Origin of the sequence: Arthrobacter sp. SLBN-112 (genome assembly GCF_006715225.1) — a bacterium.
Lineage (GTDB): Bacteria > Actinomycetota > Actinomycetes > Actinomycetales > Micrococcaceae > Arthrobacter.
The window spans coordinates 1,705,485-1,724,390 of the sequence record NZ_VFMU01000001.1 but is presented as its reverse complement, the minus strand read 5'-3'; the positions used below and the strand labels follow the sequence as shown (position 1 = coordinate 1,724,390).

The following is an 18,906-nucleotide window of genomic DNA, read 5'->3' as shown; positions in this document are numbered from 1 at the left end:
GGCACAAAAGGAGGCGTCCGACGGCGGCCGGGCAGCCGCCGTCGTACGCCTCCTTTAGGAACAATTGCCTTGGTGCCTGCCGGGCGCTACACGCCGAGGGAATCCTTGTCTTTGCCGCTGCCCTTGGGCGCCTGGTCCCAGGCGTGGCCCTGTTCGTCATCGAGGTGCGTGGTCTTCTTGTTCTTCAGGGCGAAGATGTAGACCAGCAGCGAGATGGCGATGGCCACGGTGACGTAGGTGAAGAACAGGTCTTCCCGTTCCGCCTTCTGGAACGCGGCGCCGATCAGCGGCACGGTGCCGCCGAAGAGCGAGTTGGCGATCGCGTAGCCCAGGCCCACGCCGAGGGCGCGGATGGAGGCCGGGAAGAGCTCGGCCTTCACCAGGGCGTTGATGGAGGTATAGCCGCCCACGATCAGCAGGCCGCCCATCATCAGCAGGAACGCGGTGAACGGATCCTTGGTGCCGGCCAGCGTGGACAGCAGCGGCCAGGTGAAGAGCACACCGGTGATGCCGAACCAAAGCAGCAGGGGCTTGCGCCCCACCTTGTCGGAGATGATGCCGTAGACCGGCTGCAGCAGCATGAAGATGAACAGCGCCCAGAAGTTGATCACGGAGGTGTCGGTCTTGGCGATGCCGGACGTATCGTTCATGAACTTCAGGATGAAGTTGGTGTAGGTGTAGAAGGCGACGGTGCCGCCCAGCGTGATGCCGATGCAGATCATCAGCGGCTTCCAGTAGCTGGTGAACAGCAGCTTCATGGTGCCCGGCTGGGCCTGGCCGGCCACTGCGGGGGTCTTGGCGGCCTCGAGCTGTTCGGCCGAGACGGTCTCCTCCATGGAGCGGCGCAGCCACAGGACCACCAGGGCCGCGACGCCGCCGATGGCGAACGGAATACGCCAGCCCCACTCGGTGAGATCACCCTTGGGCATGGCGTTCTGCAGGACCACGAGCACCAGCAGTGCCAACATCTGGCCGCCGATAAGCGTGACGTACTGGAAGCTGGAGAAGAATCCGCGGCGCTTGGTGGTGGCGGCCTCGGACATATAGGTTGCGCTGGTGCCGTACTCGCCGCCCACGGAGAAACCCTGGATCACGCGGATGATGACCAGCAGGATCATTGCCCACAGTCCGATTACGTCCTGCGTGGGCAGCACCGCGATGGCGAAGGAACCCGCGGACATCAGGGTGACGCTGAGCGTCAGCGCCGCTTTGCGGCCCTTCCGGTCGGCGTACCGGCCGAAGAACCAGGCACCGATGGGGCGCATAAGGAACGACGTCGAGAAGACCGCCATTGCTTCAAGGCCGGCCTGGAGGTCGTCCTTGGAGTTGAAGAAGTGGGACTGGAAGTATGCTGCGAATACGGTGTAGACGTAGAGGTCGTACCACTCCACGAGGTTGCCGGCGGACCCCTTCAGGATGTTGCCCACTGCCCGGCGGGTCTGGGCTGCCTCCGACAGGGGCGCGGCTTGTTGGGTGCTCATCGGCGAGTTCCTCCTGGTAGTGACGGCGGCCTCCGGCAGCGGAGGGCCTCATTCACCGTATGGGTGATCCACCGCACAACCAACGCAGACGGCACTTTCCTAACACTTCCTTAGGATTCGGTGCCCGGTGCCGCCGGTTCTGCCCGTTGCGGCCGGGCAAATTGGGCCTGCACGGGGTAATCTCACCAAGCGGGGGTGAACCGGACTCCGCACAACAGCAAGGAAGATGGCCATGGATGTGCTGATCGTCGAGGACGACGACGCCATGGCCGGTGCCCTGGCCGCCGCCGTCGAGAGCGCCGGGCACCACCCGCAGCGGCTGTCCCGGGGCGCGGACGCCCTGCTCTCGCATCGGAACTTCCAGGTGATCCTCCTGGACCTTGGGCTGCCGGACATGGATGGGCTGGAGGTGCTGCGCAAGCTGCGGCAAGTCACTGATGTCCCCATCCTGATCCTGACCGCCCGCGACGACGAACGCAGCGTGGTGCTCGGGCTCCGCTCCGGCGCCGACGACTACCTGGTCAAACCCGTAAAGCTGGTGGAACTGCTGGCCCGGATTGAAGCGGTGACGCGGCGGGCGGGACGAGGCCGCGGAACGCCGCAGGAGGACGTTATCGTCCTGGACGACCTGGACATCGATGTGAGCCGCCGCACGGCTTCCAAAGGAGGCGTGCCCATCCCCCTGACCGCCACGGAGTTTGATCTGCTGGCCCTGCTGGCCCGCCATGCGGGCTCCGTGGTCACGCGCGAACAGATCCTGGACGCCCTGTGGGGCGATGCCTTCCTGGCGTCCTCCCGGTCGCTGGATGTGCACCTCACCGGGCTCCGGGCCAAGCTGCGGAAGCCCGGCTTCATCATCAACGTCCGCGGGGTGGGCTACCGGGTGGAGGCGGCCGGCTCATGAGGCTGCGGGTCCTGGGCGTCCTCAGCGTGCTCTGCCTGGTGGTGGTCTTCCTGATTTCGGGCACCATCCTGTCGTCCGCGTCCCGGGAGCTGACCCAGGAGCTCCAGATCAACCGGGCAGCATCCCTGAACCGGCTGGCTCAGGTCGCGTTTGACGCCGCGGGCGACGGCGACACCGCGCGGCTGCAGCGGGAGATGGACACCTACTCGGGCCTCTATGGGGAAGGCATCGTGGTCCAGGTCCAGCAGCAGACCCTCGCTTCCGGCGGCCTTGGTGCAGGGCAGCCCGACGTGCAGGATGCCCTGTCCCTTGCCCGGCTGAACGTGAGCAACACATCCCTGGAACCTCTGGAGCCTTTTGGCTCCAGTTCCCGGGTCATCTTCCGGCCCTTCGGCAGCGCCAGCCAGGTCCTGGGCGCCGTGGTCCTTGACGTCGACGCCGTAACGGCGCAGCAGAAACTCCGGGAGCGGTGGCTCGCAGTGGGTATCGCGGCACTTGCTCTGGCCGCCGTGCTCTTGGTGGGGGCCGCCCGGGTCACCGGCTGGGTTTTACGGCCGGTCCTCCGGTTGGATTCAGCGCTGCACGAGCTGGAGCGGACCGGGCGGGCCGGGCGCCTGCCGGAGGATGGTCCGCCCGAGCTGCGGGAGCTGAGCCGGTCCTTCACTGCCATGGCCCGGACTGTAAGTGCCAGCATGGCGGCGCAGCGGCAGCTGATCGCGGACACGTCGCACCAGCTGCGGAATCCGGTGGGGGCGCTCCGGCTGCGGCTGGACCTGCTCCAACTTGAGTTGAAGACCGTCCGGGAACACGATGCGGCCGAGCGGGCACTTGCGGAGCTGGAGCGGGTGGAGGAGATCCTGGACGGAGTGCTGAAGCTCGCGACCGCGGAACACCGGGCGTCCGAGGGGTACCTACGGGCTTCCGGCAGTCCCGCAGGCCGTGCGCCTGCCCAACCGGTGGACCCGTTCCCCATCCTCGAAGGCGAGCTGGAGCGGGCAGCGCCGCTGGCGGAACAGGCCGGCTGCCGGCTGGTCCTTGCCCCGCCGCCGCAGCCGCCGGCACTGGTTGCCTGCCACCCTGCAGAGCTGGCCCAGATGGCAGGAGAACTCCTCAACAACGCAATCAAGTACGCCCCCGGCGCCACTGTGACTGCAGGGGTCCGGCTAGAGGGGAACGCGGTGGTGATAGTCATTTCCGACGACGGTCCAGGGCTTTCCGCTTCCGAGCGCGCCTTGGCTGCCACCAGGTTTTGGCGGTCCCCCCAGCACTCATCGGTTCCGGGAACCGGGCTGGGAATGACCATCGCGGGTGAGCTTGCCGCGGCCAACGGTGGCCGCCTGGTGCTGGCCGAAGCGGCCCCGCACGGGTTGTCAGCCCGGATCGAGTTTCCCGTTGCGCCGGCCGGCCAACTGGCACCCGGGTCCAGCAGGGGTGGTACCCGTGCCTGACCTTGGTATCCCGGGCGGCCCCGTAGCGCTGCCGCCGCGACGGTCCGTGCTGACGTCAGCGTTCGCCGTCGGCCTGGCAGCGTTCCTGCCCCCTGCCCTCAGCGCATGCACCGGTGCAGAACGGCCGGAGAGCCTCATTGTTGCGGGCGGCGAACCGGGCGGCTTCTACCTCGAGTTCTCCACCCTTCTGGCAGCAGCGCTTGAGCGTCACGGCGTTGCGCAACGTGCCCGGGCCGTGGCCACCGGCGGAAGCCTCGACAACATTGCGGAACTGCGGGCGGGGCGCGCCGCCTTTGCCGTGGCCCTGGCGGATGCTGCCGTACAGCCGGGCGCATCCGCCGGGGACACAGCCGGGATTGCCGCGATCGGCAAGGTGTACGAGAACTACGTCCACTGCGTGATTCGGAAGGACAGCGGCATCCGGGACGTTTCGGGACTGGCGGGACGCCGGGTTGCCGTTGGCCAGCCCGGATCGGGAACTTCGCTGACAACGCCGAGGCTCCTCGAAGCAGCCGGGCTGGGCGCTTCGGCGGACGCCGCGGCACCCTCCGCCGGGACCGCCGCCGTCGAAAATCTTGGCCTCAACGACGGAATCGCCGCGCTCAAAGCGGGAACCGTGGATGCCCTGTTCTGGTCGGGCGGCGTCCCCACTGCAGCAATCGCCGCGGCCGCGCAGGAGGTGGCCCTGGGGTTGCTGGACCTTTCGGCGCTGTTGCCGGAACTGCGCCGGCGGTACGGCGGCCTGTACGACCGCGTCCTCATCCCGGAAGGCAGCTATCCGGGTGTGCCGGCCGTGTGGACAGTGGGCGCGCCCAACCTGCTCCTGTGCCGCAGGGACCTGGACAGCGCCACCGTGGAGCGGACGGTCCAACTGCTGGTGCACAACGCCGGTGAGCTCATTCCCCAATCCAGCCTGGGAGTGCAGTTCCTCAGCGCGGAGAGCCTCATCAACACCGCCGGCGTCCCCCTGCATCCGGCGGCAGCGGACGCGTACCGGGCACTGCACGGATAACCCAAATGCCCGCTGGCCTTTGGCAGCGAACACCGAAACGCCCCATCACCTCCTGCGCAAAATCCCCAAACGCCCACTCGCCTTTGGCGCCAACGGCGGAAACGCCCGCTCACTTTCGGAAAGAAAGTGAGCGGGCGTGTGGAAAAAGCCACCGGATGTGAGCGGGCGTTGGACTAGCTCCCCGAGTGCGCCTGCAGGAAGCTGTACACCTCGGTTTCGTCCACCCCGGGGAAGGCGCCGGGGGGCATGGCGGCCAGGAGATGCGAATGCGCCCGGGCCGACGGCCAGGCGTTGCCGGCCCACTCGCTGGCGAGGGTGGCAGGCGGCCGCTTGCAGCAGGTGGGATCCGGGCAGTTGGATGTGGCCCGGGCGCTGGTCTCCCGCCCGCGGAACCACTTCACGTGCTGGTACGGCACGCCGATACTCAGGGAGAACTCGCCGCTGGCAGACCGTTCGGTGCGGGCCGTGCACCAGTAGGTGCCCGACGGTGTGTCCGTGTACTGGCTGTACGCGCTGAACTTGTCCGGCACATCGAACACGGCCCTTGACGTCCACGCTTTGCAGGACGGCTGGCCCTCGATGGCGCCGGTGTGGTCCTGGGGAAAGTTCACGCCATCGTTCTCATACGCCTTGTAGATGATCCCGCTCTGGTGGGTCTTCTGGAAATGGGTGGTGATGCCCAGGTGCTTGGTGGCCAGGTTGGTGAAGCGGTGCGCCGCTGTCTCATAGGAAACGCCGAAGGCGTCACGGATGTCCTCCACAGCGATTTCCTTGGCCGCTTTGGCTTTTTGCAAAAATTCCACGGTGGCCTGCTCCGGCAGGAGCAGCGCGGCGGCGAAATAGTTGGTGGCCACGCGCTGGGCGAGGAAATCACCGTAGTTCCGGGGCGTTTCGTGGCCCAGGACGTAGTGGCCCAGGGCCTGCAGCAGCACCGAACGGGGGTCGTGGTCCTGCCGCTGGCTCTGCGTCAGGTAAATTCTGCGGTTCTTCAAATCAGTCACGGAACGGGTGGAATGCGGCAAATCACCCACGTGGTGAAGGGTAAACCCGAGGTGCGCGGCGATGTCCGCGATGACATGCTGGCTCAGTGGTCCGGTGCTGTAGCCCACCTCCTTGAGGACCTTCTGGGCCTCGGCCTCGTACTCCGGAAAGTAGTTCCCCCGCTCCCGCATCATGGCCCGCAGTTCACCATTGGCGCGGCGGGCTTCTTCAGGGGTGGCCACCTGCTCGTTCATCTTCCGTTCGAGCTCATGCAGCAGCCCCACCTGGGCCTCCAGCACATCCAGCGGAAGCCGTGAACTGATGCGGATTTTGGGCAGGTCCAAGGATTCGTAGAGCGGGCCGCGCTGGTAACGCTCCAGCTCGATTTCCAGGGCGGCCCGGCGGCTCGGCGGCTCGGACCCGAGCATCTGGTCGATGGTGACGTTCAGCGCCCCCGCGAGGTGCTGGAGCAGGGTCAGTTTCGGTTCACGCTTGCCGTTTTCGATCAGGCTGAGCTGGCTTGGAGCGGTCCCGACGGCGGCGCTCAGGTCATCGAGCGTCAGCCCGGCTTGTTTGCGGAGATGGCGGACGCGGCGGCCCAGAGCGATGACGTCCAGTTCCGCTGCGGCGGTGGTCGGCGGCTGGGAAACGTCCCTGTTCCAGCTTGAAGGTGACATTTCTGAAGAATACGTGAAGAAGTGCATTTCTTTCCATACTTTTTCTCTAGAAAGGGGGTTGAAAGTACTGAAAAGTAGTGGCTACGGAAAGAAACACCGCACCGGAGAAGCCGGTGGGAACCTCAACGACGCGGTTCCCACCTACTCCCTCCGGAGCTCAATCAAGGAGATCAACGATGACTGCAGCATTTGAGCCCACCCAGCAGACGCCCGAACAGCAGGCCGCCGCCCTGGAGCTCGAGTGGGCCGCCAACCCCCGCTGGGAAGGTGTGACCCGGGACTACTCAGCCTCCGACGTCGTCCGCCTCCGCGGCCGCGTCTCCGAAGAACACACCCTGGCGCGCCGCGGCTCGGAGAAGCTGTGGAAGCAGCTCACCGAAGAGCACAAGGAGGGCAAGTACACCAACGCCCTGGGCGCCCTCACCGGCAACCAGGCCGTGCAGCAGGTCAAAGCCGGCCTGCGCGCCATCTACCTCTCCGGCTGGCAGGTAGCCGCGGACGCCAACAACTCCGGCCACACCTATCCGGACCAGTCGCTCTACCCGGCCAACTCGGTTCCCACCGTTGTCCGCCGCATCAACAATGCGCTGCTCCGTGCAGACCAGATTGAATTCTCCGAGGGCGTCCAGACCGTCGAGGACTGGCTGGTCCCCATCGTTGCCGACGCAGAAGCCGGCTTCGGCGGCCCGCTGAACGCCTACGAACTCATGAAATCCATGATCCAGGCCGGCGCCTCCGGTGTTCACTGGGAAGACCAGCTCGCCTCGGAAAAGAAGTGCGGCCACCTCGGCGGCAAGGTGCTCATCCCCACCCAGCAGCACGTCCGCACCCTCAACGCCGCACGCCTGGCAGCCGACGTCGCCGGCACCCCCACTGTCGTCATTGCCCGCACGGACGCCGAGGCAGCCACCCTGATCACTTCCGACGTCGACGAACGGGACCAGGAATTCATCACCGGCGAGCGCACTGCCGAAGGCTTCTACAAGGTCCGCAACGGCATCGAACCCTGCATTGCCCGCGCCAAGGCCTACGCCCCGTACTCCGACCTCATCTGGATGGAAACGGGCACCCCGGACCTGGAACTGGCCCGCAAGTTCGCCGAATCCGTCAAGGCGGAGTTCCCGGACCAAATGCTCTCCTACAACTGCTCGCCGTCATTCAACTGGCGCAAGCACCTGGACGACGCCACCATCGCCAAGTTCCAGCGCGAACTCGGCGCCATGGGCTTCACCTTCCAGTTCATCACCCTGGCCGGCTTCCACGCCCTGAACTACTCGATGTTCGACCTCGCCCACGGCTACGCCCGGGAAGGCATGAGCGCCTACGTCGAGCTCCAGGAGAAGGAATTCGCCTCCGAATCCCGCGGCTACACCGCGACAAAGCACCAGCGCGAAGTCGGCACCGGCTACTTCGACACTATCTCCACGGCGCTCAACCCGAACGCGTCGACCCTGGCCTTGGTGGGATCCACCGAAGAAGGCCAGTTCCACTAACTTCCACCGACGGCGGCGCTTGCGTCCGTCGGCAAACCGGACGATCCTCTGCGTGCTATTCCCCAAAGCCGCCTTTGCCTCGCTTGCGCTCGGCGAGGCGGCTTTGGGGCCCCTTTTACGCACGCTGCCGGATGTCCGGTTCACCGCCTCTTCAGGTACGTCACCTACCCGCCGTCGAACTTCCCTTTTCATCTTTAAGGAGATTGAAATGAACAGCTTTACTGACAGCTTCACGATCAATGGCATAACCCTGACCGCCCAGCCGATTTGCCGGCAGGACGAGGTGCTGACTCCGGATGCGCTGGCCTTCATTGCAAAGCTGCACCGGGCTACCGCTGAGCGTCGGCAGGAACTGCTGCAGGCACGCCGGACCAGGCGGGCTGACATTGCCGCCGGCGCGGATCCCCGTTTCCTGCGGGAAACCGAGGAGATCCGCAACGATCCGTCATGGCGTGTGGCTCCCCCGGCCCCCGGCCTGGAGGACCGCCGCGTGGAAATCACCGGTCCGGTGGACAAGAAGATGACCATCAACGCGCTGAACTCGGGCGCCAAGGTATGGCTGGCGGACATGGAGGACTCTTCCACCCCCACGTGGCGCAACGTCATCAAGGGCCAGTTGAACCTCACCGACGCGCTGGAGCGCCGGATCGACTTCACTTCCGAAGAGGGCAAGGAATACAAGCTCCGCCCTGCCGGCGAACTGCCCACCATCGTGGTCCGGCCCCGCGGCTGGCACCTGCCGGAGAAACACATGCTCATCGACGGCACCCCCATCGCCGGCGGGATCGTGGACTTCGGCCTGTTCTTCTTCCACAACGCCCGCCGCCTGCTGGCACAGGGCAAGGGCCCGTACTTCTACCTGCCCAAGATCGAGAACCACCTCGAAGCCCGGCTCTGGAACGACATCTTCATCCTCGCCCAGGACCTGCTCGGCATCCCGCAGGGCACCATCCGCGCCACGGTGCTGATCGAGACCATCACCGCAGCCTTCGAAATGGAGGAGATCCTCTACGAACTGCGCGACCACGCCTCAGGCCTGAACGCCGGCCGCTGGGACTACATCTTCTCCCTGATCAAGAACTTCCGCACCCGCGGGCCCCGCTTCGTCCTGCCGGACCGCGGCCAGGTGACCATGACGCAGCCGTTCATGCGCGCCTACACAGAACAGCTGGTCCGGGCCTGCCACAAGCGCGGTGCAATGGCCATCGGCGGCATGGCAGCAGCTGTCCCCAACCGCAAGGACCCCGAGGCCAACGCCAACGCCCTCGAGAAGGTCCGCGCGGACAAGACCCGCGAGGCCAACGACGGCTTCGACGGTTCCTGGGTGGCGCACCCTGACCTGGTGCCCGTCTGCCGCGAGGTGTTCGACGGCGCCCTGGGCAGCAAGCCCAACCAGTTGGACCGGCTCCGCCAGGACGTCACCCCCGATGACCGCGCCCTGATCGACGTTGCCGCCACCACCGGCACCATCACCGAAACGGGTATCCGGAACAACATCGAAGTGGGCATCCGCTACATCGAGTCCTGGCTGCGCGGCAACGGCGCGGTGGCCATCCACAACCTGATGGAGGACGCCGCCACCGCCGAGATCTCCCGGTCCCAGCTGTGGCAGTGGATCTTCGCCCGGGCCATCACCGACCACGGTGAAATCATCAGCCACGAGTGGGTCGAGGAACTCCTGGACGAGGAATTCGCACGGCTGGAGCGCTTCGACGGCGACCGGTTCGAGGACGCCCGGGACATCTTCGAAGAGGTCACGCTCAGCCGCGAGTTCCCGTCCTTCCTCACCCTTCCCGCCTACGCCCGCTACCTCACCGAGGCCCGCGAGAAGGCCACGGTGGAGGAACTGGCTGCAGCCTGACCCGCAACAACTTCCGTCCGCCGGGCCGGCACGCCCTCCGCAACAGGCCCCCCGAAATCCGGGGCGCCGGCCCGGCGACGGAGCACCTGAATAACCATGCGAGGTGGCATTTGAGGGCAATGTTCCAGAGGACAACTGCCCTCAAATGCCATCTCGCGCTGGGTTTAACGGGTAAAGCTCGACGGCGGGAGGCCGCCTTAGCGCCCTTTGGGCACCTTCCGCACGGACAGGGTGGTGGCGGCGAAGAAGGTGAGCACCGAACCCAGGACCAGCAGCAGGGGTGCGGTCCAGGACCCTGAAGCGTCATGGACGAAGCCCACCAGCGGAGGGGCCACGGCAGCGAAGCAGTAACCCACCCCTTGGACGGTGGCGGACATGCGCCCCGCTGATGCCTGGTCGCGGGCAAGCTTGATGATCGCAATGAAGATCAGGGTGATCCCGCCCCCTTGCGCAACACCGCCAAAGGCCGACCACAGCCACCACAATCCAGGGGCCAGGAGAAGGCCTGCAGGAACAGTTGTCCACAGCACGCCCAAGGTGACCGCCACCGCCGTCGTACTCATGGACCGGGCCACCAGCGGCACGCCCAGGCCGCCAACAATGGCGAGGATCTGGAAGAGCGAGGAACCCGCGCCGGCCGCGGAGGCTGACATCCCCAGCTCGTCGTTGAGGTAGCTCGGCAGCCAGGCTGTCACCGCGTAATACGAAAACGCCTGCCCGGCGAATCCGGCGGTAAGCCCGGCAGTTATCCCCGCCGACCCCTGGACCGCGGCCTGCCTGATTTCACCGCCGTCTCCGTCGGGTTCCGGCAGGAAGGCGGTCCGTGGCCCCACCGCCAGGATCCAGAAGATGATCGCAGCACCCGCGAGCACTCCCACCGACGCCAGGGCGGTCCGCCAACCAACGGCTTCGGCCAGCGGCGCGGTGACCACGGAGGTCACGAACGAACCGATGTTCAAGGCGGCTGTGTAGATTCCCATGGCCGCGCCCTGCCGCCGGGGTGAGAAGTCGCGCCGGATGATGAGGGGAACAGCGATGTTACCCACGGTGATGGCCAGCCCGATCACCACCGTGCCAATCACCACCAGCCCGGGACCGCCCGCCGATCGAACCAGCACCCCGGCCAGCACGCCCAGGATGGTCAGGGTCACCGCGAACTCTGCCCCGAACTTCCTGGCCGCCAGGGACGCCAGCGGAGCCGCGAGCGAAAAGCAGAGCACGGGAATGCTGGTGAGCAGCCCCAGGACAACGGGCGAAAACCCCAGGTCCGCCTGCATCAGGCCAACCACGGGGGCCACGGCCACGAACGGCCCACGCAGGTTCAGTGCCAACAGCCCTATGCAGGCGAGAAGGATCCAACTGCTGGGAAGGCGGGCCAATTGACGGCCGCTCACGAAGACCGGCCGGGAAAGAGAGGTGAGTTCATCACTCCCATTGCTATCACGCCCGGCGTCACGGGAGTTTCAGGCGCCCTGCCAGCCGCCCCTGCCATACGATGAACGTGACCCCAGGACCAGGACACCGCGAAGGACAGCCATGACGCATCGCCTTGCCATCCTCGACGACTACCAGGACGTGTCCCACGGTTTCGCCGACTTCGCGGCCCTGGAGGCGGAAGGTGTCATGGTGACCTCCTACCGCGAGCCCTTTGCGTCCCCCGACGCCCTGGTGGCGGCGCTGGCCGACACCAGTATGGTCATCGCCATGCGCGAGCGGACGGCGTTCCCGCGGGAGGTCTTCGAGAAGCTGCCCGCGCTTGAGCTGCTGGTCACCACCGGAATGGCCAACGCCTCGATCGACGTGGCCGCAGCCACCGAGCATGGGGTGACGGTGTGTGGCACCCCGGGCTCACCCACGGCCGCGCCGGAACTGACCTGGGCACTGCTCCTGGCCATCGCCCGGCACCTGCCGGCGGAGGAAAACTCCCTCCGGGCCGGTACGTGGCAGTCAACGGTGGGTGTGGAGCTGGCCGGGAAAACGCTGGGCATCGTGGGGCTTGGCAAGATCGGCCGGCGGGTGGCCGCGTACGGACAGGCGTTCGGCATGGATGTGGTGGCGTGGAGCCAAAATCTCACAGCCGGCGCTGCCGCCGAAGCCGGTGCCAGGCTGGTGTCCAAGGAGGAACTCTTCACGGTCGCTGACGTCGCCACCCTGCACCTTCGGCTCTCCCCGCGCTCGGAGAACACCGTGGGCGAGGCCGAGCTGCGGCTGCTGGGCCCGGAGGGCATCCTGGTGAACACCGCCCGCGGGCCGCTAGTTGACCAGGATGCACTGATCAAGGCCCTCAACCAGGGCTGGATCCGCGGAGCCGCCCTGGACGTCTTCGACCAGGAGCCCCTGCAGGCCGGGCATCCGCTTCTGGCCGCACCGAACACCGTCCTGTCCCCGCACCTGGGCTACGTCACCCAGGAAAGTTACCGGCAGTTCTACGGCGGCGCCCTTGAAGACATCACTGCCTGGCTCGCCGGCTCCCCCATCCGAACCATCACCGCCTGACCTGGAAGTACCCATGACCCACACCATCCGCAAAGCAACAACGGACGACGCCGGCGCGCTCGGCGCGCTGGCGGCCGTCACCTTTCCGCTGGCCTGCCCGCCGTCGTCGTCGCCTGCCGACATTGCCGCCCACTTGGCAAACACCCTCAGCGAGGAACACTTCGAGGAGTACCTCGCGGACCTGGACAGCACCATCCTGGTCATCGACGCGGACGGGCAGCTCAACGGCTACAGCCTGCTGGTGGACCGGCCCGCGGCGGACCCGGACGTCGCCTCCGTCCTGACCCTGCTGCCGTCCGTGGAGATCAGCAAATGCTATGTCCACCCCGACTACCACGGGCTGGGTGCCGCCGCCGAACTCATGCACGCCAGTCTGGCGGCGGCTGCAGCCTCAGGCGGTGCCGGCGCCTGGCTGGGGGTCAACAGCCAGAATGCCCGCGCCATCCGCTTTTATGAAAAGTCAGGCTTCCGGAGGGTGGGCACCAAGTCCTTCCGGCTGGGCAGCACCGTGGAGCACGACTTCGTGCTGGAGCGCTCCCTGCCGTAGTCGGTCCATTGCTTTCCTGCCGCTGGTGCCGGCAGGAATCGTCACTGCAGCCTGCGCACGTCCATGCCGGCCGCCACTCCTTCCACCGGGTAGGCCAGCGGCGGCCGCGGTTCGGCCAGGAGCTTCAGCCCCGGGGGAAGGCCGTCAATGGTGCCGGTAGATCCGGCGGCGCTAATGGTCACGCGGCTGTTATCCAGCAGGATGTTCTCCGCCCGGAAACTTCCCACGGTCTCCGGTAGGATCGGTGCCAGGTGCACTACCCCGCGGGTAAAGACGGGGTCGAAACGCAGCAGGATCCGCGCCAGCTGCACCGGCGCCGCCGCCGCCCAGGCCTGCGGGGAGCACGCGGTGGGATAGGGCACAGGCCCGGGGAACTCGCCGCGATCAAACCCACAGAACAGCTCCGGCAACCGGCCGTCGAAATGTTCGGCAGCATCGAGGACGCCCAGTGCCACCCGTTTGGCCTCGTCCACGAACCCGTACCGCATCAGGCCGGTGGCCACCAGCGCCGTGTCGTGCGGCCAAACCGAGCCATTGTGGTAGCTGACCGGGTTGTAGGCGCCCATGTCGGACGCCAGGGTCCGGATGCCCCAGCCCGTGAACATCGTCGGGGACATGAGGTTCTCCATGACGGATTCCGCTTTGTCTTCGTCCACGATGCCGGTCCACAGGCAATGCCCAATGTTGGAAGTCAGCGCATCAACGTGCCGCTTGTCCTTGTCCAGCGCCACCGCGAAATAGCCCTTGTCCGGCAGCCAGAACCTCTTGTTGAACTCCTCCTTGAAGGCCGCCGCCTTCCCGGCCCAATGCTGTTCCAGGCCCGAATCCCCGCTCCAGTGGGCCAGCAATGACCTGCCAAGGTAGGCGGAGTAGACATAGGCCTGGACCTCGCAGAGTGCGATTGGTGCTTCCGCAATGGTGCCGTCAGCGAAGTTGATTCCGTCCCAGGAGTCCTTCCAGCCCTGGTTAACCAGGCCGTGGTCGTTGGGCCGCTGGTATTCCACAAAGCCGTCGCCGTCGCGGTCGCCGTACTTCTCAATCCATTCCAGCGCCCGGTCCGCGTGCGCCAGCAGCGGCTGGATCGCATCCCGGGACAACCCCCACCGGCTCAACTCGCCCAGGGTGGACACGAAAAGAGGCGTGGCGTCCGCTGTCCCGTAATACGCCGTGCCGCCCAGCGACAGCCCGGCGGTGACACCCAGCCTGACCTCGTGCGGAATGCGGCCGGGTTCTTCCTCGGAATCGGGATCCACTTTCTTTCCCTGGATTCCGGCCAAGGTTTGCAGGGTGCCCAGCGCCAGGTTGGGGTTGACCATCAGGCTCATGTAGGACGTCAGCAGCGAATCGCGCCCGAACAACGCCATAAACCAGGGGGCACCGGCGGCAACCGCGGCGCGGTCGGGATGATGCGCATCGAAGATCCGCAGGGCGCCAAGATCACTCTGGCTCCGGTTAAGCACGTTCTGGAAGCTGGAGTCCTCGATGCTGATCCGCGGAAGGTTCTCCTCCCAGGCCAGGTGCCGCCGCACGCCCTCGCGGTGGTGCGGCAGTTGCCCTTCCTTGAAGGGCTTCTCCGGTGCTTCCCCGTTCACCAGCGGCACCACGATCACGCTGGTGGCCCATTTGCCCCTGGCCGGGACGGTGACCCGGAAACGGAGGCCATCCGTGCCCACCTCTGCACCCCGTGCCCCAATGGCGGAACCCCGCTGCTGGCCATGCCGGGATGCTTCAATAATGAGCTTTCCGTCCACCACGGTGCGGGTGGTGTCGTCCGGGCCCGTGGTGCGCCCGCCCTTCACCTCGAACAGGTCAGCCTGGTCCGCATCGACCAGGAGTTCAATGTCGCACTCGACGGCCTCGGCCGCATAGTTCTGCAGCGTGATGTCGTCCTGCAGGCCAGGTCCAATGTGGCGGACCTGGCGGACCACCAGAGGACTGTCGAACCGGCCACCCGGCCAGGTGGCACGGCCAACGAAAGTTGCCTCGAACGGATGGGGCCGCTGGGCTGACAACGGCTCCCGCAGCGACCCGTTGATGCGCAGCACCCAGCGGGAGATGATCCGGGTGTCCTGGAAGAACACCCCATTCGTCCCGGCGTCGGGACTGATGTCACCGGTTCCGGCCGAGATGCAGAAGGAAGAACCCTCCAGGACGGTGACGGCGCCCACGTCGGAGCCGGAGGCTTCGTTGTTTTCATTCCAGGCGGTCATGGAAGGACTCCCTTCTCAGGCTGAATGCTGCCGGGGAGCCGAAAAGCCCGCCCGCCCCTTAACGATTTTGGTGCACCGGCGCGGCATCCGGAACCCCTCCCGGCAATCTGCCTGCCAACAGATCATCAAAGAGCCTCAGGTGCTGCGCCACCATCCGTTCCGCACTGAACCTTTCCTCCACCGATGCCCGGCACCGTTCCCTGCTCAAGCCGGCGGCTGCCTCGACGAAGCCGGCCAAATCCTGCGTCTGCCCCAGGTAACCTGTCCGGCCGTGTTCCACGATCTCGGGCGCGGAGCCGATCCGCGTCCCTATGACGGGGGTACCGGTAGCCAGCGCCTCGATCATCACCAGGCCGAACGGCTCGGACCACTGGATGGGGTTCAGGAAGGCTGTGGCTTCGCCCATCAGCCGGTACTTCGCGGCGTCATCCACTTCCCCCACAAAGTCCTCATTGGGGCCGAGCATCGGTTCGATGACATCCCGGAAGTAGCGGATTTCGTCCGGTTCCCGCATCTTGACGGCGATCTTGAGGTGCATGCCCACGTCCCGCGCGAGGTTGATGGCCTCGAGCAGGCCCTTGTCGTGGCATGCGCGCCCAACGAAGCACAGATACCCGCCGCGGCCGCTCCCCACGGGAACAGCGGAAACGTCCATGCCGTGGTGGATCACCTGGGTGACGGGAACCTCGGGAGCGTGCGAAGCCTGGTCCCGGGAGATCGCCACGATCGCCACGTCCGGAGCCATGGCCCGGTACAGATCCTCTGCCTCCTGGTGGAGCGGTCCGTGAATGGTGGTAACCACCGGGACATTGGCCGGACGGCGGGCATAGAGCGGACCGGCAAGCGTATGGTCGTGGATGATATCCACATCCCGCAGCCCCTTGTAGGCCCGGATGACGTGGCTGAGTTCGGACATGGTCAAGCCAAGGTCATCCCGTGTGGCGGGCCGCATGCCCGGCACCAGCGGCACCGGGCAGGTGCTGTCCGAAGGGGCAGCGAGCAGCACCTCGTGTCCGGCGGCCGCAAAGCCGCGCGCCAAGGTGTCCACCACCCTTTCGATGCCGCCGTACGTCAGCGGAGGAATGGGAATCCAGGGTCCGGCAATAAGTCCAATTCGCATATCTGGCCTCCAGGGAACGGGGCCTGAGCTCCCCAGCCGCCAGGCACATCCCACCGCGGGGCATCGTTGTCCCGTGGTGTTCTAATTCGTGGGCGTCTGCATCACCTAACTCCGACTATTACCCGCGATGGGCCCCCGCGACAAGACCCGGATGTGATGGATGTCATGCGCACCAGAGGAATCCGGACCCGGCCACGCAGGTTGTGCAAGGCATGAAGATTGAGATCTGGTCAGACGTCGCGTGCCCGTGGTGTTTCATTGGCAAGCGCCGGTTCGAGGCGGCCCTCGCAGCATTCCCGCACCGTGATGCCGTTGAGGTGGTGTGGCGGAGCTACCAGCTGGATCCCACACTTCCGGAGCACTACGACGGGACCGAACTGGAGTACCTGAGCAGCCGCAAGGGCATGCCGGCCGGGCAGGTCTCGCAGATGTTCGAGCACGTGGCGCAGCAGGCACAGGACGAAGGCCTGGACTACCACTTCGACAAAGTGGTGGTGGCCAACAGTTTCACCGCCCACCGCCTGATCCACCTTGCCGCGTCTCACGGCAGGCAGGATGCGGCCAAGGAGCGCCTGCTCAGCGATCACTTCGAGCACGGCAGGGACATCGGCAGCCGGGACTACCTGTCATCCCTCGGCAAGGACCTTGGATTGCCTGCCAACGAGGTGGAGGAACTCTTCACTTCCGACAAGTACACGGACGAGGTCCGGTTCGACATCCAGGAGGCCCGGGATCTGGGAATCAGCGGCGTGCCGTTCTTCGTGATCGACCGCAAGTTCGGACTCTCCGGCGCCCAGCCCACAGGGACGTTCACGGCCGCGCTGAACCAGGCCTGGCAGGATTCCAACCCGTTGGTCCTGGTCAATTCCGCCGAGGGCGAGGCCTGTGGCCCTGACGGCTGCCCGGTGTAGCATCTTTTACTGACACATCGCGGTAAAGTGTCTGTATGCCCAGGATTTCAGCGGCCAGCAACGCGGAACAACGAGCGGACACCCAGCGCCGCATCCTCACCGCCTTCGGCGAACTTCTCTTCACCCATGGCCTTCCAGGGCTGACCATGACCGACGTGGCCCGGCACGCCGGGGTGGGCCGCACCGCCGTCTACAACTATTACGCGGACATTGAGGAACTCCTCATCTCCTATGCCCTCGATGAGACCGAAAAGTTCCTTTCCGAACTGCGCGAGTCGCTGGCCCGCCTGGAGAACCCGGTGGAGCGGCTGGCCCTGTACGTGCGCGCCCAGGTAGTTGACCTAAGCCGCCGCCACCTCCCGCCCGGACCAGCCATGGGGGCGGTGCTGTCGCCGTCGTCCTTTGCCAAGCTCTCCGACCACGTCGGCGAGCTCAGCCTCCTGCTGCAGGGCATCCTGCGTGACGGCATGGAGCAGGGCTACCTGCCGGTGGCGGACGTGGGCCAACAGTCCCAGTTAATCCTGGGCACCCTGTCCTCCAGTGCGGCGCGTGGCAGCGATGAGCCTGCCGAGCTGGAGGCACGCGTGGCCAGGACGGTGCGCTTCATCCAGTTGGGCGCGGGTGCACGGTTCGACGACGACGGGCGGCCCGTCCGCGTGGCACAGCTTCCCGCAGTGGCCGGCTGAGTAAAAGTCAGGGTGCCGGGGTGACGGGAAGCTTTTCGGTGTCCGCTGCGCGCCGGCTTTCCCGCGGGCAGCTGAGCTTTCCGGGCGTCTGGTCCACCAGGTCCGGCGGGACAAGCGCCTTGTAGTCCTGGGCCAGGATCAGGTCCACGCTGGCATCGGTCCTGCCGTCCTGGAAATAGTCAGACCCCGGCGTATTGCGCTGCACGGTGAACGCCGCCGGTTGTCCGGCTGGTCCTGACACCACGGCCGCCGCACCCCGGTATCCAGCGTTGATGTTCGAGACGTTCCCCACCACGAACTTCCGTGCCAGGAGCTCGTCCGCAACGGTGCGGGCCAATCCGGGCCTGCTGGTGGAGTTGTAGACGTTGAGGTTGATCTTCTCGTTGGTCGTGTAGTCGAACATCGAGGCCGGGCAGGATGACACCGGTGTTGGGGCCGGCTCGGCGGCGGGGATCCGCAGCCGGCCGTTGATGATGGCCAGCGCAACGATGATGCCTGCGGCAATCAGGCCTGCCAGGAGGACCAGCACCACCCCGTGCAGCACGCGGCGGCGGACCCCGGCGGTCTCATCGGCATCGGCAGCCGCTTCCATGGCGGCGCGCAGCTCGGGACCCGAAACTACATGGTGGCCGTGCAGGACACCGGGGTCCTTCGGCCGCTTCCTAGCCATCGAGCACCAGGACCCGAGCGTGGATGGCGGTGCGCTGGTGCAGGGCGGTCCGGACTGCGCGGTGCAGGCCGTCCTCCAGGTAGAGCGTCCCCTGGTACTGCACCACGTGCGGGAACAGGTCACCGAAAAATGTGGAATCCTCCGCCAGCAGCGCTTCCAGGTCAAGGGTCCGCTTGGTGGTTACCAGTTCGTCCAGCCGGACCGGTCGCGGCGGCAGCGACGCCCACTGTTTGGGGGTGCTGTAACCATGGTCGGGGTAAGGGCGGCCCTCGCCCACAGCTTTGAATATCACCATGCCACAGTAGGCACCGCGCTGCCCCAGCGAAAGTGGCAGGGCGGACCGGCGCCAGGTTGTAGCCAAACAGTGACCATACGTCATGCGCCGGGTACGCAGGCCGGGCAGGGCCGC

The 18,906-nt window shown here is 66.2% G+C and carries 16 protein-coding genes; 9 read left to right on the top strand and 7 right to left on the bottom strand.

What is annotated here, in order from left to right; all coding sequences use genetic code 11:
- Positions 1-86 precede the first annotated feature (86 nt).
- Positions 87-1,481: an MFS transporter gene (locus FBY33_RS08115; protein WP_142030131.1), complete on the bottom strand. Its 1,395-nt coding sequence runs from the start codon at positions 1,479-1,481 to the stop codon at positions 87-89.
- Positions 1,482-1,713: 232 nt separating this feature from the next.
- Here FBY33_RS08115 and FBY33_RS08110 point away from each other — a divergent pair, with 232 nt between their 5' ends.
- Genes FBY33_RS08110 through FBY33_RS08100 form a run of 3 tightly spaced genes read left to right on the top strand, consistent with a single transcriptional unit; the run spans position 1,714 to position 4,845 of the window.
- Positions 1,714-2,385, top strand: coding sequence for a response regulator transcription factor (locus FBY33_RS08110; protein ID WP_142030130.1), 672 nt, complete (start codon positions 1,714-1,716; stop codon positions 2,383-2,385).
- Positions 2,382-3,833, top strand: coding sequence for a sensor histidine kinase (locus FBY33_RS08105; protein ID WP_142030129.1), 1,452 nt, complete (start codon positions 2,382-2,384; stop codon positions 3,831-3,833). Before FBY33_RS08110 ends, FBY33_RS08105 begins: the two co-directional genes overlap by 4 nt.
- Complete coding sequence (locus FBY33_RS08100; RefSeq protein WP_142030128.1) at positions 3,817-4,845, top strand: TAXI family TRAP transporter solute-binding subunit; 1,029 nt, start codon at positions 3,817-3,819, stop codon at positions 4,843-4,845. The genes FBY33_RS08105 and FBY33_RS08100 overlap by 17 nt, the downstream gene beginning before the upstream one ends.
- Before the next feature lie 173 nt (positions 4,846-5,018).
- Here FBY33_RS08100 and FBY33_RS08095 read toward each other — a convergent pair whose 3' ends face one another.
- A complete protein-coding gene (locus FBY33_RS08095; RefSeq protein ID WP_142030127.1) occupies positions 5,019-6,530 on the bottom strand; it encodes an XRE family transcriptional regulator in 1,512 nt (503 codons plus the stop codon).
- 149 nt (positions 6,531-6,679) lie between these two features.
- On the opposite strand from FBY33_RS08095, the gene aceA reads away from it, so the two are divergent.
- On the top strand, positions 6,680-7,996 hold the full coding sequence (gene aceA / locus FBY33_RS08090; protein WP_142030126.1) for an isocitrate lyase: 1,317 nt from the start codon (positions 6,680-6,682) through the stop codon (positions 7,994-7,996).
- 208 nt (positions 7,997-8,204) lie between these two features.
- Positions 8,205-9,857, top strand: a complete 1,653-nt coding sequence (gene aceB / locus FBY33_RS08085) for a malate synthase A (RefSeq protein ID WP_142030125.1) — start codon at positions 8,205-8,207, stop codon at positions 9,855-9,857.
- A 197-nt stretch (positions 9,858-10,054) separates the two neighbouring features.
- Here the strand turns inward: aceB and FBY33_RS08080 are convergent, their stop codons facing one another.
- Positions 10,055-11,251, bottom strand: coding sequence for an MFS transporter (locus FBY33_RS08080; RefSeq protein WP_142030124.1), 1,197 nt, complete (start codon positions 11,249-11,251; stop codon positions 10,055-10,057).
- Positions 11,252-11,393: 142 nt separating this feature from the next.
- Here FBY33_RS08080 and FBY33_RS08075 point away from each other — a divergent pair, with 142 nt between their 5' ends.
- Both FBY33_RS08075 and FBY33_RS08070 read left to right on the top strand, forming a co-directional pair.
- The gene (locus FBY33_RS08075) at positions 11,394-12,353 is read left to right on the top strand and encodes a D-2-hydroxyacid dehydrogenase family protein (protein ID WP_142030123.1); all 960 of its coding nucleotides are present in this window, start codon (positions 11,394-11,396) and stop codon (positions 12,351-12,353) included.
- Positions 12,354-12,366: 13 nt separating this feature from the next.
- Entirely contained in the window at positions 12,367-12,900 is a 534-nt protein-coding gene (locus FBY33_RS08070; RefSeq protein ID WP_142030122.1) for a GNAT family N-acetyltransferase, read from the top strand.
- A gap of 41 nt (positions 12,901-12,941) precedes the next feature.
- On the opposite strand, the gene FBY33_RS08065 is transcribed toward FBY33_RS08070, so the two are convergent.
- Both FBY33_RS08065 and FBY33_RS08060 read right to left on the bottom strand, forming a co-directional pair.
- Positions 12,942-15,110 (bottom strand): amylo-alpha-1,6-glucosidase, encoded by a 2,169-nt coding sequence (locus FBY33_RS08065; protein ID WP_142030121.1) that lies wholly within the window; start codon positions 15,108-15,110, stop codon positions 12,942-12,944.
- Positions 15,111-15,168: 58 nt separating this feature from the next.
- Positions 15,169-16,230, bottom strand: a complete 1,062-nt coding sequence (locus FBY33_RS08060; protein ID WP_142030120.1) for a glycosyltransferase family 4 protein — start codon at positions 16,228-16,230, stop codon at positions 15,169-15,171.
- Between the two features lie 212 nt (positions 16,231-16,442).
- On the opposite strand from FBY33_RS08060, the gene FBY33_RS08055 reads away from it, so the two are divergent.
- Together FBY33_RS08055 and FBY33_RS08050 are read left to right on the top strand one after the other, a co-directional pair.
- Complete coding sequence (locus FBY33_RS08055; protein ID WP_142030119.1) at positions 16,443-17,141, top strand: DsbA family oxidoreductase; 699 nt, start codon at positions 16,443-16,445, stop codon at positions 17,139-17,141.
- A 35-nt stretch (positions 17,142-17,176) separates the two neighbouring features.
- Complete coding sequence (locus tag FBY33_RS08050; RefSeq protein ID WP_142030118.1) at positions 17,177-17,827, top strand: TetR/AcrR family transcriptional regulator; 651 nt, start codon at positions 17,177-17,179, stop codon at positions 17,825-17,827.
- 7 nt (positions 17,828-17,834) lie between these two features.
- Here the strand turns inward: FBY33_RS08050 and FBY33_RS08045 are convergent, their stop codons facing one another.
- Both FBY33_RS08045 and FBY33_RS08040 read right to left on the bottom strand, forming a co-directional pair.
- Positions 17,835-18,497, bottom strand: a complete 663-nt coding sequence (locus FBY33_RS08045; protein WP_142030117.1) for a LytR C-terminal domain-containing protein — start codon at positions 18,495-18,497, stop codon at positions 17,835-17,837.
- On the bottom strand, positions 18,490-18,789 hold the full coding sequence (locus FBY33_RS08040) for a type II toxin-antitoxin system VapB family antitoxin (RefSeq protein WP_026264985.1): 300 nt from the start codon (positions 18,787-18,789) through the stop codon (positions 18,490-18,492). Before FBY33_RS08040 ends, FBY33_RS08045 begins: the two co-directional genes overlap by 8 nt.
- Between the last annotated feature and the right edge of the window lie 117 nt (positions 18,790-18,906).